The sequence below is a fragment of the Azospirillum sp. genome (assembly GCF_035628975.1).
Lineage (GTDB): Bacteria > Pseudomonadota > Alphaproteobacteria > Azospirillales > Azospirillaceae > Azospirillum.
Genome location: NZ_DASPIS010000057.1, coordinates 155,114 through 176,055, shown reverse-complemented (window position 1 = coordinate 176,055; position 20,942 = coordinate 155,114). Strand labels below are relative to the sequence as shown.

At 66.3% G+C, this 20,942-nt stretch carries 23 protein-coding genes; 1 reads left to right on the top strand and 22 read right to left on the bottom strand.

Translation table 11 applies throughout. From position 1 onward, the window contains the following. On the top strand, nucleotides 1–358 hold a 358-nt coding region (locus VD964_RS13615; protein WP_324869110.1), incomplete at its 5' end, for an IS66 family transposase. A 236-nt stretch (nucleotides 359–594) separates the two neighbouring features. On the opposite strand, the gene VD964_RS13610 is transcribed toward VD964_RS13615, so the two are convergent. The 22 genes from VD964_RS13610 to VD964_RS13505 all read right to left on the bottom strand — a co-directional run bounded on the left by VD964_RS13610 (nucleotide 595) and on the right by VD964_RS13505 (nucleotide 20,938). Continuing rightward, on the bottom strand, nucleotides 595–825 hold the full coding sequence (locus VD964_RS13610) for a hypothetical protein (RefSeq protein WP_324869109.1): 231 nt from the start codon (nucleotides 823–825) through the stop codon (nucleotides 595–597). A 92-nt stretch (nucleotides 826–917) separates the two neighbouring features. Next, entirely contained in the window at nucleotides 918–1,343 is a 426-nt protein-coding gene (locus tag VD964_RS13605) for a cell wall hydrolase (RefSeq protein WP_324869108.1), read from the bottom strand. Between the two features lie 13 nt (nucleotides 1,344–1,356). Further along, entirely contained in the window at nucleotides 1,357–1,521 is a 165-nt protein-coding gene (locus VD964_RS13600; RefSeq protein WP_324869107.1) for a hypothetical protein, read from the bottom strand. Then, nucleotides 1,505–1,963 carry a hypothetical protein gene (locus VD964_RS13595; protein WP_324869106.1) on the bottom strand — a complete coding sequence of 153 codons (459 nt, stop codon included), beginning with the start codon at nucleotides 1,961–1,963 and terminating at the stop codon, nucleotides 1,505–1,507. The genes VD964_RS13600 and VD964_RS13595 overlap by 17 nt, the downstream gene beginning before the upstream one ends. A gap of 137 nt (nucleotides 1,964–2,100) precedes the next feature. Continuing rightward, a complete protein-coding gene (locus VD964_RS13590; protein WP_324869105.1) occupies nucleotides 2,101–2,358 on the bottom strand; it encodes a hypothetical protein in 258 nt (85 codons plus the stop codon). Beyond that, complete coding sequence (locus tag VD964_RS13585) at nucleotides 2,355–3,035, bottom strand: hypothetical protein (RefSeq protein ID WP_324869104.1); 681 nt, start codon at nucleotides 3,033–3,035, stop codon at nucleotides 2,355–2,357. Before VD964_RS13585 ends, VD964_RS13590 begins: the two co-directional genes overlap by 4 nt. 17 nt (nucleotides 3,036–3,052) lie before the next feature. Further along, nucleotides 3,053–3,946, bottom strand: a complete 894-nt coding sequence (locus VD964_RS13580; protein ID WP_324869103.1) for a glycine-rich protein — start codon at nucleotides 3,944–3,946, stop codon at nucleotides 3,053–3,055. A 2-nt stretch (nucleotides 3,947–3,948) separates the two neighbouring features. Continuing rightward, a complete protein-coding gene (locus VD964_RS13575; RefSeq protein ID WP_324869102.1) occupies nucleotides 3,949–5,241 on the bottom strand; it encodes a hypothetical protein in 1,293 nt (430 codons plus the stop codon). Between the two features lies 1 nt (nucleotide 5,242). Beyond that, on the bottom strand, nucleotides 5,243–6,103 hold the full coding sequence (locus VD964_RS13570) for a hypothetical protein (protein ID WP_324869101.1): 861 nt from the start codon (nucleotides 6,101–6,103) through the stop codon (nucleotides 5,243–5,245). Continuing rightward, nucleotides 6,100–7,614, bottom strand: coding sequence for a hypothetical protein (locus tag VD964_RS13565; RefSeq protein ID WP_324869100.1), 1,515 nt, complete (start codon nucleotides 7,612–7,614; stop codon nucleotides 6,100–6,102). The genes VD964_RS13570 and VD964_RS13565 overlap by 4 nt, the downstream gene beginning before the upstream one ends. Nucleotides 7,615–7,618: 4 nt before the next feature. Continuing rightward, nucleotides 7,619–14,059: a tape measure protein gene (locus tag VD964_RS13560; protein WP_324869099.1), complete on the bottom strand. Its 6,441-nt coding sequence runs from the start codon at nucleotides 14,057–14,059 to the stop codon at nucleotides 7,619–7,621. 60 nt (nucleotides 14,060–14,119) lie between these two features. Then, complete coding sequence (locus VD964_RS13555) at nucleotides 14,120–14,317, bottom strand: hypothetical protein (RefSeq protein WP_324869098.1); 198 nt, start codon at nucleotides 14,315–14,317, stop codon at nucleotides 14,120–14,122. Between the two features lie 56 nt (nucleotides 14,318–14,373). Further along, complete coding sequence (locus tag VD964_RS13550) at nucleotides 14,374–14,730, bottom strand: hypothetical protein (RefSeq protein WP_324869097.1); 357 nt, start codon at nucleotides 14,728–14,730, stop codon at nucleotides 14,374–14,376. 124 nt (nucleotides 14,731–14,854) lie between these two features. Beyond that, nucleotides 14,855–15,328 (bottom strand): hypothetical protein, encoded by a 474-nt coding sequence (locus VD964_RS13545; RefSeq protein WP_324869096.1) that lies wholly within the window; start codon nucleotides 15,326–15,328, stop codon nucleotides 14,855–14,857. Nucleotides 15,329–15,395: 67 nt separating this feature from the next. After that, nucleotides 15,396–15,791 carry a DUF3168 domain-containing protein gene (locus VD964_RS13540; RefSeq protein ID WP_324869095.1) on the bottom strand — a complete coding sequence of 132 codons (396 nt, stop codon included), beginning with the start codon at nucleotides 15,789–15,791 and terminating at the stop codon, nucleotides 15,396–15,398. After that, nucleotides 15,788–16,246 carry a hypothetical protein gene (locus tag VD964_RS13535; RefSeq protein WP_324869094.1) on the bottom strand — a complete coding sequence of 153 codons (459 nt, stop codon included), beginning with the start codon at nucleotides 16,244–16,246 and terminating at the stop codon, nucleotides 15,788–15,790. Before VD964_RS13535 ends, VD964_RS13540 begins: the two co-directional genes overlap by 4 nt. After that, nucleotides 16,246–16,584 (bottom strand): phage head closure protein, encoded by a 339-nt coding sequence (locus tag VD964_RS13530; protein WP_324869093.1) that lies wholly within the window; start codon nucleotides 16,582–16,584, stop codon nucleotides 16,246–16,248. Before VD964_RS13530 ends, VD964_RS13535 begins: the two co-directional genes overlap by 1 nt. Continuing rightward, nucleotides 16,581–16,889 (bottom strand): head-tail connector protein, encoded by a 309-nt coding sequence (locus VD964_RS13525; protein WP_324869092.1) that lies wholly within the window; start codon nucleotides 16,887–16,889, stop codon nucleotides 16,581–16,583. The genes VD964_RS13530 and VD964_RS13525 overlap by 4 nt, the downstream gene beginning before the upstream one ends. Nucleotides 16,890–16,939: 50 nt before the next feature. Then, complete coding sequence (locus VD964_RS13520) at nucleotides 16,940–17,368, bottom strand: hypothetical protein (RefSeq protein WP_324869091.1); 429 nt, start codon at nucleotides 17,366–17,368, stop codon at nucleotides 16,940–16,942. Between the two features lie 82 nt (nucleotides 17,369–17,450). Further along, nucleotides 17,451–18,845 (bottom strand): phage major capsid protein, encoded by a 1,395-nt coding sequence (locus VD964_RS13515; protein WP_324869090.1) that lies wholly within the window; start codon nucleotides 18,843–18,845, stop codon nucleotides 17,451–17,453. Between the two features lie 6 nt (nucleotides 18,846–18,851). Further along, on the bottom strand, nucleotides 18,852–19,712 hold the full coding sequence (locus tag VD964_RS13510) for a head maturation protease, ClpP-related (protein WP_324869089.1): 861 nt from the start codon (nucleotides 19,710–19,712) through the stop codon (nucleotides 18,852–18,854). Next, nucleotides 19,709–20,938 carry a phage portal protein gene (locus tag VD964_RS13505; protein WP_324869088.1) on the bottom strand — a complete coding sequence of 410 codons (1,230 nt, stop codon included), beginning with the start codon at nucleotides 20,936–20,938 and terminating at the stop codon, nucleotides 19,709–19,711. The genes VD964_RS13510 and VD964_RS13505 overlap by 4 nt, the downstream gene beginning before the upstream one ends. Nucleotides 20,939–20,942 lie beyond the last annotated feature (4 nt).

Genomic DNA, 20,942 nt, shown 5'->3' with positions numbered 1-20,942 from the left:
GCTGAAGGACAGCACGCTCGCTGCTTACGCCGCCAAAGCCGAGCGCCGCCTCGATGCGCTGCTCGGTGTGCCCGCCGCCCATCCGGCCGGGCGCGAGTTGCAGCGCCAGGTCAAGGCGTGGCGTGGCAAGTTCTTCGTCTTCCTCAGCGACCGCCGCGTGCCGCCCACCAACAACTGCAGTGAGCAGGAAATCCGCCCGTCCGTGATCTTCCGCAAGGTCACCAACGGCTTCCGGTCCGACTGGGGGCCGGGCATCCACGCCGGCTATCGCTCCGTCACCGGAACCGCGCGCCGCCAAGGCCAGTTCGCCTGGACCGCCATCCGCAACCTCATCGACGGCACCTTCCTCGTCGCTTAATGGCTAAGCTGGCGCCAGCTGGGTGAGGAGTTACGCTTTCGCGCGTCCATTTTTGGTTCTTGATAAAGTCGGCCAACGCCCAGCCCGCCATAATGGCGGAGCTGTGCGGCCCGGCGGCCGAGGCTGGCATCCCCAAGGTCGCCGAAGCCGCTTCCAGCTACCACTATGCTGGCGCGTACCGGGTCTAGCCGGGCGCAGGCAGTTTGGGCGACCAAACGTCACCCCTACCTTGTTCGTCAGCGTGGACTTGCCGGGTCTTTAGCCAGCGAGGCAGCAGCACCCAGCACCGCCAGACCAATGCCCAGCCATCCCTGACCGGAAGCCGCGCCCTGGGCGGCGGCATCGGCAACGCTGGCCGCCGCCGTCACCCACGGGGACGAAGCGATCATCCCGACTCCGCCCAGGATGCTGGCGAGACCGGCATAGGTGCTGGGTTCCTTCAGGCGCTGCATGTTGATGGTCTTCATGGTTGTGCCCCTCCTTTGGGCATCAAAAATGCCGCACGGCGGAATGCAGGCGGCAGAACGGTGGATCAGGGGTGCGGGCAGGATCAGGCGAGCTACTTCAGCTCCAGCCGGAAGAAGCGGTGATTGCCGATCACGGCGACCGGTTTCTTGCCGCCCGACCATGCCGGCGACACTCCGGCGGTGTGGTAGTGGTCAGCACCGTTGGTGACCTCTGCCAGCCGGCCGGACAGCAGCGAATCGGCAATCTCCAGTGCCGCGCGATAGCTGGCATCGCGGTCGGTCACCGCCAACAGCTTGGCCCGGTTGGGATCGTCCGCCAGCCAGCAGGAAAACTGATAGGGCTTCAGGCACACGGTGATGGGGGAGCTGCCCCACCAGCGCGGATTGCGCACCCGGTTCTGGATGACGCAGGCAACGGCGGCCATGCCATTGCGGCCTTCGCCGCGTGCTTCACCCCACAGGGTGCGGGCGATCACCTCCCGCGCCGTCATGGCGGGGAGCGGGGGAGACTGGGTCATTGGTCGAATTCCTTCACTGACGGAGTGGAGGGCCAAGCCGGAGGAAACCGGCGGACATGCCGCTGTTGGCGGCGAGAAGCAGGCGGGCGAGCGTGAGACGGGCGAGGGCTTCATCCCCGCTGCAGTCCATCAGCACGCGCGCCGCGAGCTGCTGCACGGCGTCATGCGGCGGAGGCATGATCCACCTCGACATCCGCCAGGGCGCGGGGGGCCATCGCACGGAGGGCGGCCACGTCCACCCCCAGCGCGGCGAGCTGATCGACCAAGGCGACGATGATGCGGGACTTCTCTTCGTCGCGATGCTCCAGCCCCACGAGCTGCGCCCGGATCGCGTCCAACTCGCGGGCGAGCGCGACATTCTCCGCGCGCAGTCGTTCTTCGCGCCGAGTCGCACCGCCTCGCATGGTGGCGTAGGCATCGGCCAGTGGCCGGGCGGCCCGCGGCAGCGCCTGGACCACGGTGACGAGGACGAGCACGACAGCGGCCAGGGCGGCGAGGAAGGCAACGCCTAGCACCAGCTCCAGCGCCACCACGGCAGTGCCGCCGCGCTCCAGCAGGTCAAGAAAGCGGTTGAGCTTCCCAGCTAACTGGTCGAGGGGGGGCGGGTCAGTGGTCGCCATAGCGGCACCACAGGTCACCAGCACAGAGCCGGCGTAAGTAATAGCCCGAAGAATGGTCACAATGCCCTCCGCGCATGAAAAAAGCGCCCTATGGGCGCCTGTGTGATCTTAGGTTTGGAGTGTTGTCGCGGACGGGGTCAGCGCAGCAGATCGCGCATGCCCTCGTCCTCTTCGATGCTGGACGCACAGTGCCCCGACTGGCCGAAAGCGACGCGGAACACTGCATCCACTGCCCAGCGGATCGGGGCGGTGATCCAGCGCCAGCCCGGCCCGAAGTCACCGCGCTGCGCCTTGCCCAGCCGCGACGACAGGGTTTCGTCGCAGTCGCCGCCCAGGACCGCATTGGCCAGCTGATCGACGGCAACAGCGACGTTCAGCGCATAGCGCCCGATCATTCCGGCCAGCCATTGGCGATGGAGACAGCGTCAGGGTCTGGGCTGGTCAGCACCTCGTCCTTCAAGTCGCGAGCGAACTGCATCATGCGCCCGTACCAGTCCCCAACAGCGGCCGACAGAGCCAGCCCAGCGGCCGGTGTCGGCAGGGGGAGGCGCGTGTTGTCCATCGTGATCCAACCGGTGGAATAGCCTTCAGTCCACGGCACGGTGCCGCTTTGCGCCAGCACCGCCGCAATTGCCATGCCGCCAAGGTCAGCGCGGCCACGGTCCGACACGTCAATCCGCTTGGTCTGGTACGGAGCGCCTTCGGCCAACCGGCGGTCTCGCTCTGCGTTAATTTCAGCCACCCGCTTGGTGCGGGCCTCCGCTGCCTGCGCAGTCTCTTCATGGGCGGTCAGAGGCAAAAGCCGATACGCCACCGCGACGGCACCAGCCCCGACGACCCATTCGTCTTGCGGCAGACGCTCCACCCGCTTGCCGATCCCAGATGGCGGCGTGTCGATCAGCGGCAGCACGCGCCACGATGGGCACATAGCCGCCCAGTCCTCTCTTGTCCAATGAACCCACACTTCGCGCGGATGGTTGATTGCGTCGTCTCCATCACCATAAGTGATCGGTTCAGCCGTGTAGTAAGTCGCAATGATACGATTGTCAGCGACAATGGCCGCAGGAAGCATTCCCATCTTGTCCCCCATTATGGCACGGTAAACCGCACACCAGACCCGGTGTAGTCGAAGACATAAACTTGCCCGGTTGGCGAAATGAGCACACAACGGCCAGGGCCACCGCGCGTGTAACTGGTAGCCGCCGGCGTGGCTGCATTGTTGCCGAAATGCGGGTCTGTGCTGTTTGGCCCGGTTATGTTGACGGCGTTGCCCAACAGCCCGGAATAGCTCGACCCGCCACCGCCGCCGCTTTGCCCGCCACCAGCCGAGCCGCCGCCACCGCCACCCCAATAGCCGCCGCCACCGCCGCCGCCGACGCTATCGCCCCATGGCGGGCTCGCACCGCCGTTCGGCCCTTGCCCTGGCTGGCCGGGCGCCTCAGAAGTTCCCCCGCCAGGGCCAGGGCCGGTTTGCGTGCCGCCCAACCACCCCACGCCCGTCAACCCGCCGGCATCGAAGCCGTTAGGGCCGACGTTGCGGTTTCCCGCACCACCGCCACCGCCGGCCACGGCAAGAAGCACACTGTTCAGGTAGAGCGACGTTCTCGCCCCACCGCCGGCGCCAGCAGTCAGAGGCGGGAAGGCGTACCCGCCGATGCCGCCGCTGCCGCCGTTGGGGTCCGGCGTGGCTCCACCAGCCGACGGGACGTAACCTTGGGTCTCTGCCGCGCCGCCATTGCCGACGTAGATGTCGAGCACGTCGCCGGATTTGAGCGACACCGTGCCGGATACAAAACCACCCTTACCGCCAGTGGCGAGAACATTGCCGCCCGCCGCCCCCCAAAGCTTGACGGTCCAAATACCGGAAGACTTCCCAGCACCCATCAGCAATTCATCGAACAGGTTGCAAAGCGTTTGCCTGTCGTCCTGCCACTCCGGCATGCCGGGCAGGATCAGCTTTCTGGTGTTCGGACGGATCAGCATGGCTAGGAGGCCTGCTTTACAATGGAATAGTAAAACTTTCCGTCCGGGTAGACCTTGCCCGTCGCGAAATTGGTCTTACCCGCTGCTGTGTTTGCGGAGGTTCCGCCGATGTTGATGCAGTTGGCGCCAAAGCTCATCGTGCGGCCACCAATGCCATCCTGCGTCCATTTGATGGTTAGTGAGTGGACGGTATTGCTACCCGCAGCCGGTGGATTGAGCGGATTGGCGATGATCGAATTGGCAGAGATAACGCCGCAGTCGAAATCGATGCCCGCATCGCAATCGGAGGTGAAGGTATTTCCGACCGCCGCCAGAGATACCAAGCTGGTACGCGGCGGCTTCATGAAGGTCAGCACACCACTGGCCGCGGTGCGGAACACCTCGACGCCACCGACGACGAAGCCCAGCACACCCGCCGCCGACCGATAGAAGCCGCTCGTTGCCTCGCCAATCCGCAGACCCAGCGTGTCCTTGTCAACGCCAGCATAGGTTTGCAACCATCCCGTCAAGGTGCCGCCGGCCAGCTTGAGGAAGGTCGCCACCGCGCCGGCCGGCGTCACTGCTTTGTCGGTTGCCGTCCCTGTTGCGGTCTCGGCATTCGTCGCAGCCGCCATCAGCCCATCCGCGCCGTTGGCTCCATTTGTGCCATTCAGCCCAGCCGGACCGCGGATATTGCCCACGGGGGCGCCCCAGGCGCCAGCCACCTTGGCGTAAACGTCGCCATTGGTCGTGTTGAGGTACTGATCACCATCGTTGCCCAGGCCGGCAGCTGGCGCCCCGGCACCGGACAACCACCGCGTGGTGTCACCGGTCCGAAAAAAGCCCACTGCCACCGGATCAGCAGCGGAAAACCCGCCCGGCCCCGCCATATAGCTCACGGGCACCTTGCAGTAGCCTGCGGCGACCGTCACAGCTCCGGTGACGGTGAAGAGTGCCCACTTGGTGGCATCTGTCCGATGCCCGATCCGCAGCAGCCCCTTGGCCGTCGAAGTGCTGTCGTCGAACAGACCAATGACGGCGGACACATCGGCACCAGCAGCATCGGCAGTGGACACATAGACCTGTGTCGCAGTCGCTACGGTGGCGGCGTTCACGCGCACCGCGCCGCTGCCAGGATTGGCATCCGCCGTATCGGCATTCCAGACATTGGTAATGGCTGGCACCGCCGCACCCAACGCTGCTGCCCGGTTCGTCAGTTCTACCAGGACGTTGTCCCAGAACTGATCCCAGATCGTCGCGTAGGCATAGGGGGCGAAGCTGGCAAAGGTGTAGGGCACACCGTTGAAGGTCGCCATCTCAGATCAGCTCCTCAGCGTTGATGCCCCAGCCGTAGCGGCGGGGCATGGTGGCGGTGGTAGTGGTGATGCCAACCGTCTCCGTCAGGGCGGCGTAGACGGTGCGCCGAAAACGCACGGACGGCGCATCGTCAGGGTCGTAGACCAGAAGGAAGTCCCCGGACTTGCCCAACTGACGATCGATTTCGAAGCCGGTGGCATAGGCTTCCGCTTCGGTCATGTGCTCGAAGGTGATAGATACTTCCCGGTAGCCGGGCCGCCTGCGCACCAGCCGCAGCCCGCCACGCGTGCGGCGGCACTCGCTGGGGTCCACCGACCGCACCTTCACCCCAAACGCCATCTTGTGCTGGGAGGCCTCGCCGGCCATGAAACGTCCGGCCTGGAAGTAACCGGCCGGGTTTGTCGCGTCGGACACATAGGTGAAGAGATAGCGGCCATAGACGGTCGACGGGGCGACATGCAGATCGACCGTGCCGCCGGGATAAGCCCCTATGTCGATGCCGGAGAATGGAAATGCGCCGAAGGGCTGCTGGCCCCACACTTCGGTCGGCGTCCACATCAGCTCGAAGCCGGTGTCATAGACCGGCGAGCTGCCGTCCGCGTGGTTGGAGACAACATGCCGGCGACGCGCGGTCTGGGTGCCGTTGTGGTTGAGCACAGCGAACATCGACAGCGGTACCAACCGTCCGAGGTCAAGCCGCCACCATGTCGCCGCTTCGGCTGTACCAATGGAGCGGGCCAGTTCCATCACGTCCTGGGTCGCGAGGTTGGACAGCGCCAGCCCCCCACCATCAACCCAAGCGCCACCGTCGAAGGCCCCGCCATCGCTAGGCTTCTTCCAGAGGACATGAAGCGGCTTCATCCCTGCACCGTCATCTTGAGGGTTTCGTCGTTGGCGTCGCGCTCGATTTCCAGCACCAGCCCACGCCAGCCACCGGAGAGGCCGAAACGCGAGTCGGTCAGCTTCACCGTGTGCCCCACCGTAAGGCCGGGGGTCAGCGGCACGACCACGTCGAAGGCCTTGCGCTTAGCGCTGAAGAGGGAAAGCCGGCGGTCACGCTCTGCCGTGGCCGCCACTTCGGTATCGAAGAGGGTCTTGCCCTCCTCTTCCGTTGCCAGCAGCGAGGCGCCAGCGGCGGCAGCGTTGGTCGCCACCGCGGTCCAGCGGTATTCGTTCTGGAAGGCCTCCAGATCGGCAGCGCTAACGTTGACCCTGTCCAACTCGTCAGCGGTGAAGATCACACCGAAGGGGCGGTAGCCCAGCTTCAGCGCCTTCATCCGTCGATCCACCGGGCGCGGCGTCAGGTCGATGATGGTGCGTTCTGTGAACTCAAAGTCCGCCGTTGCGGCCGGACCATCGTAACGGCCCAGCGACAGCAGGCGGTCTTCACCGAAGCCCCAGTAGGCCCCGACCGAGTCGGCGAGCTGGTCGATTACGTCGCGCACCTTGGGCACGCTGGACCCGTCACACCAGTAGCCCAGCACCGCCGGCTGAAGCCCATTGAAGGCGGCGAAGGACACGTCCAGCAGGCTTGCCCCGGTGACCGTCGTCATGCTGGTGACGACATGGCGCACCAGATCGGCGAAGCGATAAACCCAGGCACCGGAGACCTTCACCCCCTCCGCGTCGATGGTGAAGCGCCCATTCGGTTTCTGCCCCAGACGGATCAGTCCGGCCGTCTTGGATGTCGCGACGTTGGTGCCGGTCAGCGAGGCCGCCACCAGGGCGGTATAGGAGGCGAAATCCCCCACCGCAGCCGGATAGGTGACGCCCATGTCGCGGGCCGCCAACAGGGAGCTGAAGCCGGCCGGATCGACCATGTAGACGTTGTTCGCCGCATTGATCAGCACTGGCTCTATCTGCCGCCGCCGGCCGATCAGCCAGGGCTTGTCCCGCCCCCTCAGCTCTGCGGTGCCATCGACCCCGCCGGTTCCGCCGAACTGCCCGCGCGAGGCCGGCACGTCCAGCAGCACCAGCAGGTCACGCAGCTGGATTTCGATTTCATCGCCCGGCACCAACTGTTCGGCCGCACCGGAGAACAGGACGGTGAAGTCAGCCAGGGCAGGCCGCTCCTGCGGGCTGTACAGGATCTCCACCAGCCGGCCATCCCAGTCCAGATCGGACAGCCAATCCAGCTTGCCGTCGTCATTGGCGAGGGTGGCGGAGCCGAAGCTGGTTTCCGAATAGCCGCCGATGGCAGAGCCGCTGAAGAGCGAGCGGCGAACCGCCAGAGGGGTTTCGATACGGCGGACGAAATAGGTGTTGGACGGACTGTCCGCCGGCTCGGAGGTGAAGCCAAGGTCGGAGAAGAAGAGAGGCCGCACAGCGCCTATGCTGGCGTCGTACGGCTCTGCACGCATCAGGTAGGGCATTGGATCACCCGTTCACGGCACGCCGCTGACCGACCGGCGCAGCGGTGCGGACGAGGCGCTTGGCAAGGTTGGAGATGGCCGACACCGTCTCATCGTCTCCGTCTTCGATAGCGCCAAGGATGCGCTCCAGCACGGCGACCGCACGGTCGAGCCGCTGCTCCAGCCCTGCGGTGTTGATGACGATGGGGGGGATGCTGGGCGCGCGGAGGGCGGTGACGTTGGCGCCCCAGCGGTCATTTGCCGCCTGGAAGCGCCGCGCCATCGCCAGCGAGGTTTCGTGCGGATAGACCCGCTCGCCCCCGGCCATCCGCACCAGCTCTGGTCCGCGCTCGCCCACCCAAGCCAACCCCGGCAAGGCGGACGGGGTGCCCACCGCATAGCCGGGAATGCCCCGCTCGCGCGCCCAACTCCGCATGGCGGCTTCGTAGGCGTCCGCCTTGCCATAGGCAGCCAGCCAGCTATTGACCGTCCATGGGTTAGCCTCGCCGGTGTAGCCGACCGACCGCAGGATCGACAGCCAGTCCTCCGTGGGAACCTTGTCGCCCAGTGCCGCCACGTCAGCCGAAGCGGTGTAGCGGAAGGGGTTGTTGCCCCAGTCCAGCCGTTCGTCGGCGGCACGCAGAACCTGATAGGCGGTGTCCGGTCCCTGCGCCCGCGCCCAGGTCATGATCCCCGGCAGGGTTCCGGTCGACAGGCCCGCGAGCATTTCCGACAGGGTTGCGCTCGACTTGGTGCCGGTCAGCTGTTGCAGCGGGGTCAGCGCCGCCTGCCACACGGCATAGCTCTGGCTCATGATGCTGTTGAGGTCGACCAGCGCCCCATATTGCTTCTGCCCCAGGCTGGCGGCTTCCGCCCGCTGGCGCTGAAGCTCCTTCAGCGCAGCATTTGCGGTGTCGAGTTGCTGCTGGGCGGTGTCCACACCCTGCGCCTGGAGACCGCCGAACTCGGCAAAGACCTGCCGCACCCGGTCATAGTCGCTGGTGTCGGTCGAGCCGAAGAAGCCCTTGGCGAGCTGCACCAGCGCCGGGCCGAGCTGCTGAAGGGTGGCGAGCGCCGCCGTCTTCTCCGCCTCGCTGGCGGCGGGGCTTTTGGCCGTCTGATAGGCAGCCTCAAACTGCCGGCGGGCTTCAGCCAACCGGTCGCGGGCGTTCAGCGGGCTGTTGTCGTTGACGGCAAGTGCATCATAGGCCTGCCGGAACTGTTGTGCCGCCTGCGCGCCCGCTTCCAGGCTTTCGACCAGCGCCTGTTGCGCGGTGATCTGGGCATCGTAGGCGGCCAGCACATCGGCCTGCGCGAGGCTGAATGCCTGCGCGGCATATTCGGCCGCCTGCACCTGCCGCAGCAGGTCGGTGCTGTAGCCTGCCGCCTTGGCATCGGCCAGTTCCTTGGCCTGTTGCTGTTGCAGCGCCAGCAGAGCGGAGTCGCGGTCACGACCGAGCGTAGCGTACATCCGGCTGTTGATGTCTGCCTGATAGCTGGCGAGCGCCTGCGCAGCCTCCGTTGTCGCCGAAGCCGCATCCCGCAGCGAAACAGCCAGGTCGTGGATATCGTCGGAGAAGCTGGCCGCGACGATGTCGAGCTGCGAGGCGTCCAAGCCGGTCAGCAAGGATTTCAGCGAGGCGTCGAAAATCTCGGTGGCGCGTTGGGTGCTGAGACCGACCGCGGTCAGGTTGCGGGCGTTGATGTCCCGCGTCTTCATCAGATCGTTGATGGAGTTGAGGTAGTCCCGGCCCAGCGCCGTATTGAGCTGGCGGTTGGCATCGTCCTGCACACTCGCCTTGATGCGGGCGCGGGTCTCCGCCTCGATCTGATCGACAGTGGCAGCCAGGGCTGGGTTGAGCTGCTGATAGGCCTCCCGCAGCGCCTGGAACTGGCCGGTCAGGGCGGCCATGTCCTGTTCGGCCTGGGTATAGTCCGGCGGGTTGCGGAGCTGGTCGAGGTAAGCGTTCAACTGATCGGTGGCGAGCCTCACATACTCGCTGCCCAGGTCCAGCCCCTTCGCCCGCTCCAGTTCGTCCAGCATCGGCTTCAGCGATTCGGCGGTCGCTTCCTTGGCCGCCTTGGTGAAGCTGGCGAGCGACTTGTCGAGGGCGGCCAGGGCGGTGGTGCCGGCATCGATGCCGGCACCCAGCGCGATGTCCTTGGCGGCATCCTCGTAGCTGGTCGCCTTGGTGTTCCGAATGGCCTTGGTGACGGCAGCCCCGGCGTTGGTCAGGCCGCCGGCTTCAAGCAGGGTGTAGCGCAGCAGGTTGCCCAGCGCGTCGTCCCCTGTGCCGAACTCCTTGTAGGGTACGCTGCCGCCGACGTAGAGGCCCTTGGCCGCGGTCTGGCCGATGCCGAAATCCTGCTTCAGCGTGCCGCCGCCGGCCGCTGCCGCGGTGAAGATCGTGCTGAAGGCGGTGCCCAGCTTCTGGGCATCTTCGATCTTGCCGTCGTTGTCGACCTGGAAGTTGCCCGCCGTGGCGCTCTTGCCGCCGGCATTGATGGTGATGTCCGCCGATGCGGTGGGACCGACGGATGCCTTCTGGGTGCCGATCATGCCCATGATCAGACCGACCACGGCACCGATGGCCGCTCCCACCGGCCCGCCCAGCGACGACAGGCCGATGACGGTCGAGAGGTAGCCCGCCCCGGCACCGGCCAGAGCGCCAGCAGCCCCGCCCACGACCTTGCTGTTGGTCTTGGTGCCGAGCCAGCCGCCGACCAGACCGCCGCCCAGGGCACCGGCCCCGGCGGCACTCAGGTAGGCCGAGAGGCCGCCCGTGATGCCGCCGACCGTGGTGCTTCCGGTCGCCGCCGCGTTGCTGACACCGCCCAGCGTCGGCATGACGCCGATGTCGGCAGCCAGCCCGCCGGCTGTGGTGGTCATCATGGTTCCCTGGGTGCCGGCCATCGTGCCGATTCCCAGGGTCGAGTAGCCGAACTTGTCGATGGCGTTGGTAATGCCGCCAGTCAGCCCCAGCTTGTCCATAGCCCAGCCGCCGGCCTTCGACACGGCGGTGTTGGTCAGGCTGCCGGTCAGGCTGTTGGTGGCAGTGCCCGCCGCGCCCGTAGCCCCAGACGGCGCGGTGATGCCGAACAGCGACGGCATCGCGCCCACGACCTGGGTGACGATGGGCAGGACGATGTTGGCTTCCAGGGCGGCGATGGCGATGCGCTTGAAGATGGACTTGAAGACGTCCACCACGCTGGTGGCCTTGCCTGGGTCCATCAGCCGGTCGTACAGCGCCTCCGAGATGTCGCCGCTGATTTCCTTGGCTGTGGCTTGGACCGCCTTCAGATAGTCGATCATCGCCCGCTTGTCGGCGATCTGTTCCTGCCACGCCAGCCACTGCCGCGCCCCATCCTCGCCCAGTTCCGCCACCTTGCGGGCGGCTTCCTGCTGGTTGCGCAGGGCGGTCATGGCCCGCTCACGCACCGGCTCCGCCTGCCCCATCAACTCCAACTCACGCTGGGCAAGGGCAAGGTTGTCGTTGGCGCTCTGGCGTTCCTGCTGAAGCCGGTTGTTGTCGTTGGCCGCCCGGTTCTTCCGGTAGGCGTCCATCGCATCGTTCAGCGCCTTTTGGGCTTCGGTGCCGGCGACAGTGGCGTCGGCGCCGAGCTTGCGGATCAGGGCGAGCTTGTATTCCTCTTCCTGCGCCACCCGCACCGCCGCACCGCCGGACGCCATGGCAAGCGTCAGCGCGTTGGTGTTCGCCGTCTCCAACTCCAGCGTCCGGACCGTCTCATTCCGGATCTGAACGATGGCCGCGGCCTCTTCCCGGCGGTTGGCGGCGGCAACCGCCATGACGTTGCCGTTCCCCTTGGCGGCTTCCTGGGCCAGCTTGGTGGCATAGGCCGCCTGTCGCGTTGCAGCCTCGCCCAGCCCGGCGGCCTGCGCCATGACCATCTGGGCATCGGCGGCCAGCAAGATATCCTTGCCGGCCTGACCGGCGGCTGCACCGGCTTCGGCGATGGCGACGGCGTAATCCTGGGCGGCATTGGCTTCGGCAACCTTCCGGTCTGTACCGCGGGCCACCATCTGCTCCACCGCCTTCTGGCGGTTCAGATCGGCAACCTGGGCAGCGTTGCCGGCGGCCTGCGCCCGTGCGATCTGCTTGTCGAGGTCAAGCACCTTGGCGCGGGCGGCGGTGGCGGCTTCCACCCGCTTGGTTTCCACCTCCTGCGCCTTGCCCAGCAGTTGCAGATACTCCGGACTGACCGTGGTCAGCGGGGCCTTGCCTTCCTTCTCCCGCTGCTGATTGATGCCCTGAAGCACGGTCAGCGCCGTGCGGGCGGCACCCTCCGCCGCCCCGGCCTGGGCCAGTTCGCGGTTCATGTCGGCGATGGCCGATGCGACGGGATCGATCTTCAGCTTCAGCGCGGCCATGATGCCGGCGATCTGCTGGGCATCGGTGCCATAGGTGCGGAGGAGTCCCGACCCGGCCTTCAGCGCCTGCCCCAGTGCGGTGACCGCCTTTTCGGTTTCGGCCTGCTCGTTGGTCATCAGCCGGCCCGACTGGACGGTCAGCCCGGCCTGCTTCAGCGCATCCCCCGTTGCGGTATTCAGCGCGTTGAAGGCGGCGGTGCCGCGGGACAGCTTGCTCGCCAGCTCCAGCCCAACCGCGTCGCCGGTCTTCTGCGACACCGACATCATGCCGTCGAGCACGGCGGCAGTGGCTTCCACTTGCTTGCGCGCGGCGGCGAGTTGCGCTTCCAACCTCTTCAACCCTGCATCGCCGTTGCCGAAGAGGTTGGAGAACATGCCAGCGGTTCCGCCGGCTTCGGACGGATCGGCAGAGGCGCGCTGTTCGGCAATCAGCGCCTGAAGGGCAGCGACCTTTTGCGCAGCAGCATCGGCCGCCGCCTGCGCCGCACTCAGTTCGTTCCGCTGCTCTTCCCTCAACTGGTTGGCCCGCTCGCGCGACGCGCCGGTCAATTCGTCGATGCGGCGGCGACCTTCGGTCAGCGTGCGATTGTAGAGTTCCTGCGCCTTGTCGGCTTCCGACGTCCGGGTCGCCAGATACGCGACCGCTGCCCCCGCCGCCAGGAAGGCCGCACCCCATGGGCCACCCACCAGCCCCAGCAGTGAGGACAGCCCGGCCCCCGCCCGCGACAGCAGGGTCGCGGCAGCGGTGGTGCGGGCGATGGCGGAAGCCTGCGCCTGCGACGCCATGTTGACGGCGATGGAGGTCTGCGCGACGCGTTCGTCGGCAGCGGCGCGGGCGAGGCGGGCCGCTGCCAAAGCCTCTTCCGCCTGGACGAGGCGGGCGGTCTTGCCGATGGCGGCATCCAGCGCCACCGCCGCTTCATACTGAGCGGCACGGGCGGCCAGATCGGATCGGGCCTTGACCGCAGCCGCTTCGGCGGCGGCCAGATCGGCGGCGGCGGCCTGGGCGGCAGCAGCAGCCCCGGCCCGAAGCGCCGCCTCCTTCTGAAAGATATGGCCGGTGTTCCGCACCAGCTCGCCGCGAAGCGCAATCTGCGCCTTGGCGAACTCCAGCCCGGCGGCGATTGCCGGCACCAGCCCGCGCGCCACATAGACGCTTGCCATGGCCGTGCCGACCGCCGTCACCCCGGTGGCGACGGCGTTCAGGTTCTCGCCCAGCGCCTGGATGCCGCGGGCCAAGGTCGTGGTGGCACCGCCTGCTTCGTTCGCCTCGCCGATCAGCTTGCCCATGGCGTTGTCGAGGGTGGCGAGCGACCGGGCAATGGTCGGCACCGTCTTGTCGAACTCCGCCTGGATTTTCGGAATCTGCGCAAGGAAGGCGTCGAAGAACTGCTTGTTGGTGACCTTGCCGTCGTTGATGAGCTGTTTCAGCCGCGAGACGGAGCCACCCGCTTCGGTCAGCCCATCGGCGACCGCCTTCGCCACCCGCGGGGCACCATCAAGGATGGAGTTGAATTCCTCCGCCTGGACGCGGGTGGAGCCGAGCAACTGCCCGAGCTGCTGCGTCGCCCCGGATGCTGCGTCGGCACTGGTGGCGGAAACGGCAAGCGCCTGGGCGACGCCACCGGAGAAGCGGGTCAGTTGTTCCTGGGACGCGCCCAGCTCGCCCGCCGCCTGGGAGGCGCGGCTGTAGACGTCCACCACTGATGCCATCGACACGCCCGCCTTCTGGGCGGCCTGAAAGAGCTGTTCCTGCGTCGCCTTCATCTGGCCGGCATCCTGCGACACCAGCCGCAGGCGGTTGCCGACCTGGGTCCAGGCTTCGGCATAGGTGAGGGTCTTGGCCGCCATGGCAGCGAGGCCGCCAACCCCGATCACGGCGGCGAACTGGGTGAGCCGCTGCGTCACCAGGGACGCGGAGCGGTTGACCTGCGCCATCGCCTGATCCATCCGGCCGGCGGAAGCCGTCAGCGCCCGTTCGGCGCGGGCAACCGACTGCTCCGCCGACCGCATGCCGCGGTCCAGCCCGCCGGTATCGGCGGTCAGAGAGACGGAAAGGCCTTCGAGTTCAGCCATGGATGGATTCCGGATGGAGGAAGGGCGCCACGGCATGACCGGGCGCCCTGCGGGTCGGACTCAGGCTGTCGGCTTCCGGTAGCGTGGACTGCTCCGGAGGATGGCGATCAGCCGGTCGGCGGCTTCTTCCTCGGAGGCGGCGGCAGGGGTTTCCTCCTTCGCCGCGCCCCAAGGGTTGGTCTTCTTCAGGAAGTCGACGCGACCATCCAGGGCCAGCTCGATCTGGGGAATGGGAGTGTCCCAGAAGACATCCGGCACCCATCCGAGCCATCCCGTCGCGTACTTGAAGAGTTGTTCCAGATACGCGTCGAGGGTCAGGCCTCGCCGTTTCCCTCATCGTCCTCGTTGTCCTCGGTGGACGGCATGTCGTCCGGGCGCTTGCCGCCGTTCATCAGGATGACGATGAACTCGATCAGGGGGGCGGCCAGATCGCTGATGCCGGCGGTGAAGACCTTGTCGTTCAGGCCCTTGGCAGCCTCGCCCTTGATGCCGGCACCGGCCGCGATGATGAAGGAGGCGGCGGCGATGTCATGGCCGGCGACGCGCGGCACGGCACCCTGAAGGCCGGTGAAGTGGTTGCTGATCGCCATCGCGGCGCGCGGGGTCGGCTTCAGCACGACCTTTTCGCCGTCGAGGGTGATGGTGACGGTGCCGGAGTTCAGCTTGGACATGGTCGAATTTCCTCTTGGTCAGGGGGAAGAGTGTCAGGGCGGATGAAAAAGGCCGGTGGCGCCCTGACACGCCACCGGCCCGCTGAACCGCCACCGGAGCGCTGCCCCGGCCGGCGGTGTGCCGTCAGGCGACCCCGCGGGCGCCTTCGATGATCCCGCCGTCGATGCCGATATTGATCACGGCCTTCACGACCTGATTGGCGTCGCCGAACTGGTTCTTGTAGGAGAAGATTTTCGCCGGGAAGAAGAAGCGGGTCGGCTTGGCACCTGCTCCGGCCGGCTTGTCGTTCATCTCGACCTTGATGTTCACGTTCTCGTAGCTGTCGAGACCGACCAGCACGTCGCCCTGACCTTCGTCTTCCGGGTTGCGGGCGACGGTGATGGAGAAGGTGCCGTTGTCCAGCGCGCCCTTCAGGCGGCGAACGATGCCGTCGTCGATGGTGGTGTAAGTCACTTCCTGGAACTGCGCGCCGAACTCGCCGACGTCCAGTAGGTTGCCGACGCGCACCCAGGTCAGCGCATCGAACTCGGCCAGCGTGTCGGCGGCGGTACCGGCTTCGATGAAGACCTTCATCTTTGCGGTGGAAATCGCACCCATGGGGGTTCTCCTCAGAAAAAGAGCCGCCCCATGGGCGGCCCGGAAGCTCCGGCAATGCCGAAGACGGTCAGGCGCTCTGAAGCAGAGCGCGGAAGCGGATCACGCCGTGACGGGTCAGCCCGTCCGGCTCCAAGAAGACGGCTTCGAAGGCGAAGCGCAGGGTCACCAGTTGCGGACCGTCGACCGGGAGCGGCTGCTGGTGCAGCGCTGCCTTGATGGTGCCCATCAGCTCCTTCACCTCACGCTTGCCGGAGTAGCGGCTCCAGACGTGGATGACGGTGTCGATCTCTTCGGCTTCGTCATCGCCCAGCATCGGCCAGTCGGTGACGGTGTCTTCGCCGATCACGACATAGGGGAAGGCCTGCCCTTGCGGCACGTCGTCCAGCACCGGCACGGCATCGCCCAGCGCCGCCGTCAGCGCGGTGAACAGGGCCTTCTGGAGCGGCCAGGATGCGGCGCTCACGGCTTGCCCCCTTGCCGGGCGGCGGCACGCGACAGCGCCTCGTTCACCGCGGCGCGGATCAGCTTGACGCTGTGCGCCCGGTGTCGGCGGTAGGCCGGGAACAGGAAGGGCTGGGCCGGCGCACCGGGATGGTGGATCACCCCGCCGTCCGGCATCCGGATGTCGTGCGGGGCCGCACCGAACTCCACCAGATGGATGTGCCGGGCGCGGCGCTTGCCCCAGGACCCGACGCGGGCTTGAAGGCCGTTCCGGCTGATCATGAGCCGCAGCTTCCGCTTCAGCTCGCCCGTGGCATAGGGATGTTCCGGGCCGGGAGCGGCAGCCAGGGCATCGGTGAAGATCGCGGCCCCAGCCTGGGCAATGGCCTGGGTGACGCCGTCCTTGATGTCGATCGGCAGCTTGCGCAACGCGGCGCGGAGCGCCCGGCCGCCCGACACGGCGGATTTTCTAGCCATCAGATCGCGACCCCTGCTTCGGCGTCGATGGTGAGGAAGCCGGAGCGCGGCCCGGCATCGGCGATGAAGCGGACGTTGTGCGCCCGCCCGTTCCAGACGATCCGCATGCCGTCGGTCAGGTCGCGGCGGTGGCGCAGCTTGAAGCGCATCATGGTGGCGGCTTGGAGCTGCTGCGCATCGGCGCGTTCCTGCCCCGACACCGGCCAGACCTGCGCCCAGACAGTCGCCACCGGCACCCAGGCTTCGACGGCACCGCCGCCGCCATCGGCGACCCGGCTCTTGGTCTCGATGCGGATGCGCTGGTCGAGAGCGCCCGCACCGGTCTTGGCCCCAGTCATGCGAACGACCACTTGCGGTAGGGGGACAGCAGCCATTCAACGGTTTGGTTTTCCGTGCGAATGGTTCCCGTCACCGCCGCCTCTCTGGTGGCGTAGAGGTCGCCCAGGATCAGCAGGACAGCGGCCTTGACCGGGGCAGGAACAGGCACCTCCGCGCCGGCCTCGTCCGTCCAAGGCACAGATCGGTTCAGCGACTCCGCTACGGCACCTTCGGCCGCCATCAACTTCAGCGTGATGTCTGCGTCGTCGGCGTCGCCGTCGACGCGCAGATGTGCCTTGGCTTCATCCAGGGTGATGATCGTCATGGAGAGCGCTCCAAGAGAAACGGGGGTGCCGGACAGCACCCCCACACAGATCAGACCGGCGGATTGGGCGTCGGGACGAGCTGCGGATGCCCCAGAACGGCGATGGCCGCCAGATAGACGTTGCCGCTGTCGTTGCCGGAGGGGGTGACGGTCAGGCGGACATACCGCTTGCTGCCCAGGTAACCGATCTTGCGGGTCTCGCTGTCGTCGGCATAGGTCATGTCGGCGAGCACTTCGGTTCCCAGCAGGTTATCGTCGGGAACCGCCATGGCATCCGACAGGGCCGCGTCATCGCCATGCTCGACCAGCACAGCGAAGGTGGCGTTCGTGTCCGTCAGCGCTCCCGAGAGGATCACGAACGTCAGGCTGTCAAAGCCCTGCACGTCGATGATCTGGGAGACGAAGGCGGTGTTGTCCGTCCCAGCAGCCTGCGGGCTGATGGCCCGCAGGGGGTGGATATGGTTCATCAGGTCGCGCATGCGTTGGCCTCCTTCAGGCCGGAAAGCGAAGCGGCGCCACGAAGGGCGCCGGCTTTGCAGAGATAGCGGTGATGGGGATGGATCAGCTTGCCGCGAACTTCAGCAGCTTGATCGCATCGAAGTTTTGAACGTCGCCGCCGACGCGCTTGGTCGTGTAGAACTTCACGAACCGCTTGTCGGTGTAGGGATCGCGCAGCACCCGGATGCCCTGCCGGTCCACGACGATGTAGCCGACCTTGAAATTGCCGAAGCCGATGGGGAAGGCGTTGGCGGCGATGTCTGGCATATCCTCCAACTCTTCGATGCCATACCCCAGCAGCGACTGAGGCTGGCCGGCGGCGATGTTTCCCATCGACCACAGATAGTTGCCGTCACCGTCCTTCAGCTTGCGCACTTCCGCCACAGTCGCCCGGTTCATCGTCCAGACAGCCCCCGTCCGGTAAGCCGGATGGAGCGCATGGACGAGATCGATCATCTTGTCACCGGGATTGGTGTCGGCAAAGCCACCCGCCTTCCCGGTCGCGATGTACTGAAGCTTGCCCCACGGCCGGCTGGTGTCCTTCGTGGTCACCGCATTGGCACCATAGCTGAGGAAGCCGCGGGGCTTGCCGACGCCGTCGCCCAGCACGAACGCGGTGTTCTCCACCCGGATCAGCTTGTCCGCGATCTTGCCCGACAGCCACGCCTCGACGTTCACCGCCGCATCGTCCAGCAGGCGCTGGGTGATGTGCGGCTCGGCATACTGCTCATGCACCGGGATGCGGTGGGAACCGACCTGCGGCGTGCCGGTCTCCGAACGGCTGTCCTTCTCGCTGACCCAGCCCCCGGTGGATGCCTCGTCCTTGTCATACGGGAACTCATAGGCATCGGTGGTGATGGTGATGTTGTCGGCGATGCTGCGAACGGGGGAGGTCTCGAACAGCCGGGTGCGGACATTGCTGTCCATGCTGGCCGGAACCCACAGACCGCCGTCCGGGTCCGAACCGTACGACAGCTCATTGCGCATGCCTTCCGGCAGCAGCTCGCCATTGGCACCGCCCCGGCGGACATGGGCGAGGAAGGCAGCGGTGTAGGCGTTGTAGCGCTCCACGTCGCCTTCGGGCACAGCCTCGACCGGCTTGCCGGTGCGGGCGGCGATGAACAGGCGGGCTTCGTTGCGCAGATCGTTGCCTTGCGGATCGCCGTTGCCGCCACCGACGGTCAGACGGCCGATGTCCTTTGCCTGCTTGTCCAGCGCCGCCTGAAGCTCGGTGATGGCAGCGTTGATCTTGTCCACCTTGGCGAGGGTCTCGGGAAGGGCCTGTCCGCCCTTCTCAATCTCCGCAAGGCGCTGATCGTTCGCGGCCTTGAACTCTTCGAAGGCCGTCCCGATGGCGGCAACCAGTTCCACCGGATTGGTCGGGTTGTTGTGCGGGGCAGCCGGGCCGGCGAAGACGGCGAGCGAACTGCCCCGCTTGATGTCGAGAAGCGTCTGCATGGGTTCTTACCTCTTGATGGTCGCGTGGAGCCGCGCGAGGGCGGCGGTCAGTTCAGCGTCGTCTTCACCAGCGTCCTGCATGGCTTCGACGGCAGAAAGGCCGGAGCGCAGCAGCGCCCGAGCCTGGGAGCGGGACAGCCCAGCGTCACGCGTGAGCACCCGCTCGAAATCCCGTTTGGTGTTGGCCGGGCCAACCTGAAGCGCCCGAAGCGCGGCCGGCACGTTGGCGAAGACGGTCAGATCGAAGGCCGCCTGGGCGGGGGTCTCGCCACCCTTGGCCTGGGCAAAGCCCAGCTCGACGGCCTGATCGCCGCTCATCCAGGTTTCCGCATCCATCATGGCGCGAACGGCGGCAGCGTCCTGACCGGTTCGCTCCGCATAGGTTTTCGCCAGAGCGGTATCGATCTGCTCCAGCACCCCGGACGCTTCGGTCATGGCCCTGCGGTCACCGGCCACCACGGTCCAGGCGTTGTGGATCATCAGGAAAGCGTTGGATGGCACCGTGATATGGTCGCCGGCCATCGCGATCAGGCTCGCCGCCGAAGCGGCAAGACCGACCACCTCGACTTCGACACGGGCCGGATGGGCCTTCAGATCGTTGTGCATGGCGATGCCGTCGAACACGTCACCACCGGGCGAATTGATCTTCAGGTGGATCGTGCCACCCCTGATGCCGGCGAGCTGGGCGCGCAGATCGGACGCACTGACCCCCCACATGCCGATTTCGTCGTAGAGGGTGATTTCGGTTCGGTCGCCAGATGCGTTGACCGCAAAGTCACGGCCGGCAGCACGATTGAAAAAGGGCCTGCGCGTTTGCGTCAGACCCTCGGGAGCGTCGATGCGGTTGAAGATGGCGAAGTGATTCATGACTGGGTGCCTCCGGGTTCGACCGGCATGCCGCCGGTTTGCCGGACCATGTTCCCCTCGACGATGAATTCGTCGCCGCCCAGGTCCGTTCGCGGGTTGCGGTCTTCCAGCGCCCGCCACTCGTTTGCATTGATGACGCCGTTGCGACGCTGGATTTGCAGAGCTTCGGCCCGGCTCTTGCTGTCGCCACGCAACAGGGCATCGACGTTGTGTTTCACGTACAAAGACGGGTCGTTGTCGAGCAAGTCACGTCCAATGCATTGCTCCCAGCAAACCAGCCAGGGGGCCAAGCTGTCGGTGACGAATTCAAGCGCTTGGTGCTCGATGTTGTTGTTCGTGGAACGGTCAAGGTCCGCGATCTTGTGCGGCGGAACGCCGAAGATGCCTGCGATTTCCGAACGGTTGAATTTCCGGCCTTCAAGATACTGCGCGTCTTCCATGGAAATGCTGACAGGCTTGTACTCAACCCCTTGATCCAAGATCGCCACCCGGTGCGCGTTCTGCCCACCGGCATAGAGGGATTCGAAGTCCTGCCGCATCTCCGCCTTGTTGCCGATCTTTCCGGCGGCCTGAAGGATGCCAAGGGGCTTTGCCCCGTTTGAGAAGAAGCGCGACCCGTGCTCACGCATTGCCAGACCGTCGCCGATGGTCTCGCGATGGAGCCGAATTGGGTTAAGGCCGGTCACGCCATCATCACTGTCCGACCAGAGATGCAGGACGTCCTGACGCGCCAACTCCACCCGCCGTCCATCGGCACGGGTGTAGACGTAGGAAACGGCGAGGGTGCGCTCGTCTTGCTTGGGCTGGACACGATCCGGATGCAGGCGTAGCAGCTCTTGGACATCACCCCGGAAGCCACGGACCTTCAACGAGAAAGCATTGCCCCGGTACAGCAAATCGCGCTGCTTCAGCTTCCGCCACTGGAAGCTGGTCTGCCATTCGTTCGGGCGGTCGTGCAGCAGGCGGTAAACCGGCAGGTCGGTGGCCGGCTGCCGCTCCGAAGAGGTTTTCCGGAACAGCACCAGGGGAAGGTGCGCGATGCTGTTGGTCAGCACACGCACACAGGCGGCCACCGCGGCGAAGCGCTGGGCGGAATCCACCGTTACGGCAGCGCCCGACGCCGACGTGTAGCCCCCCAGAAGCTGACTGATCACGGTTTGCAGATCCGTGGGTTCGGTGATTTCGGCCCGGTGGCGGCGGGGGCCGTTCCGCTTCGTCTTCTTCATGCGG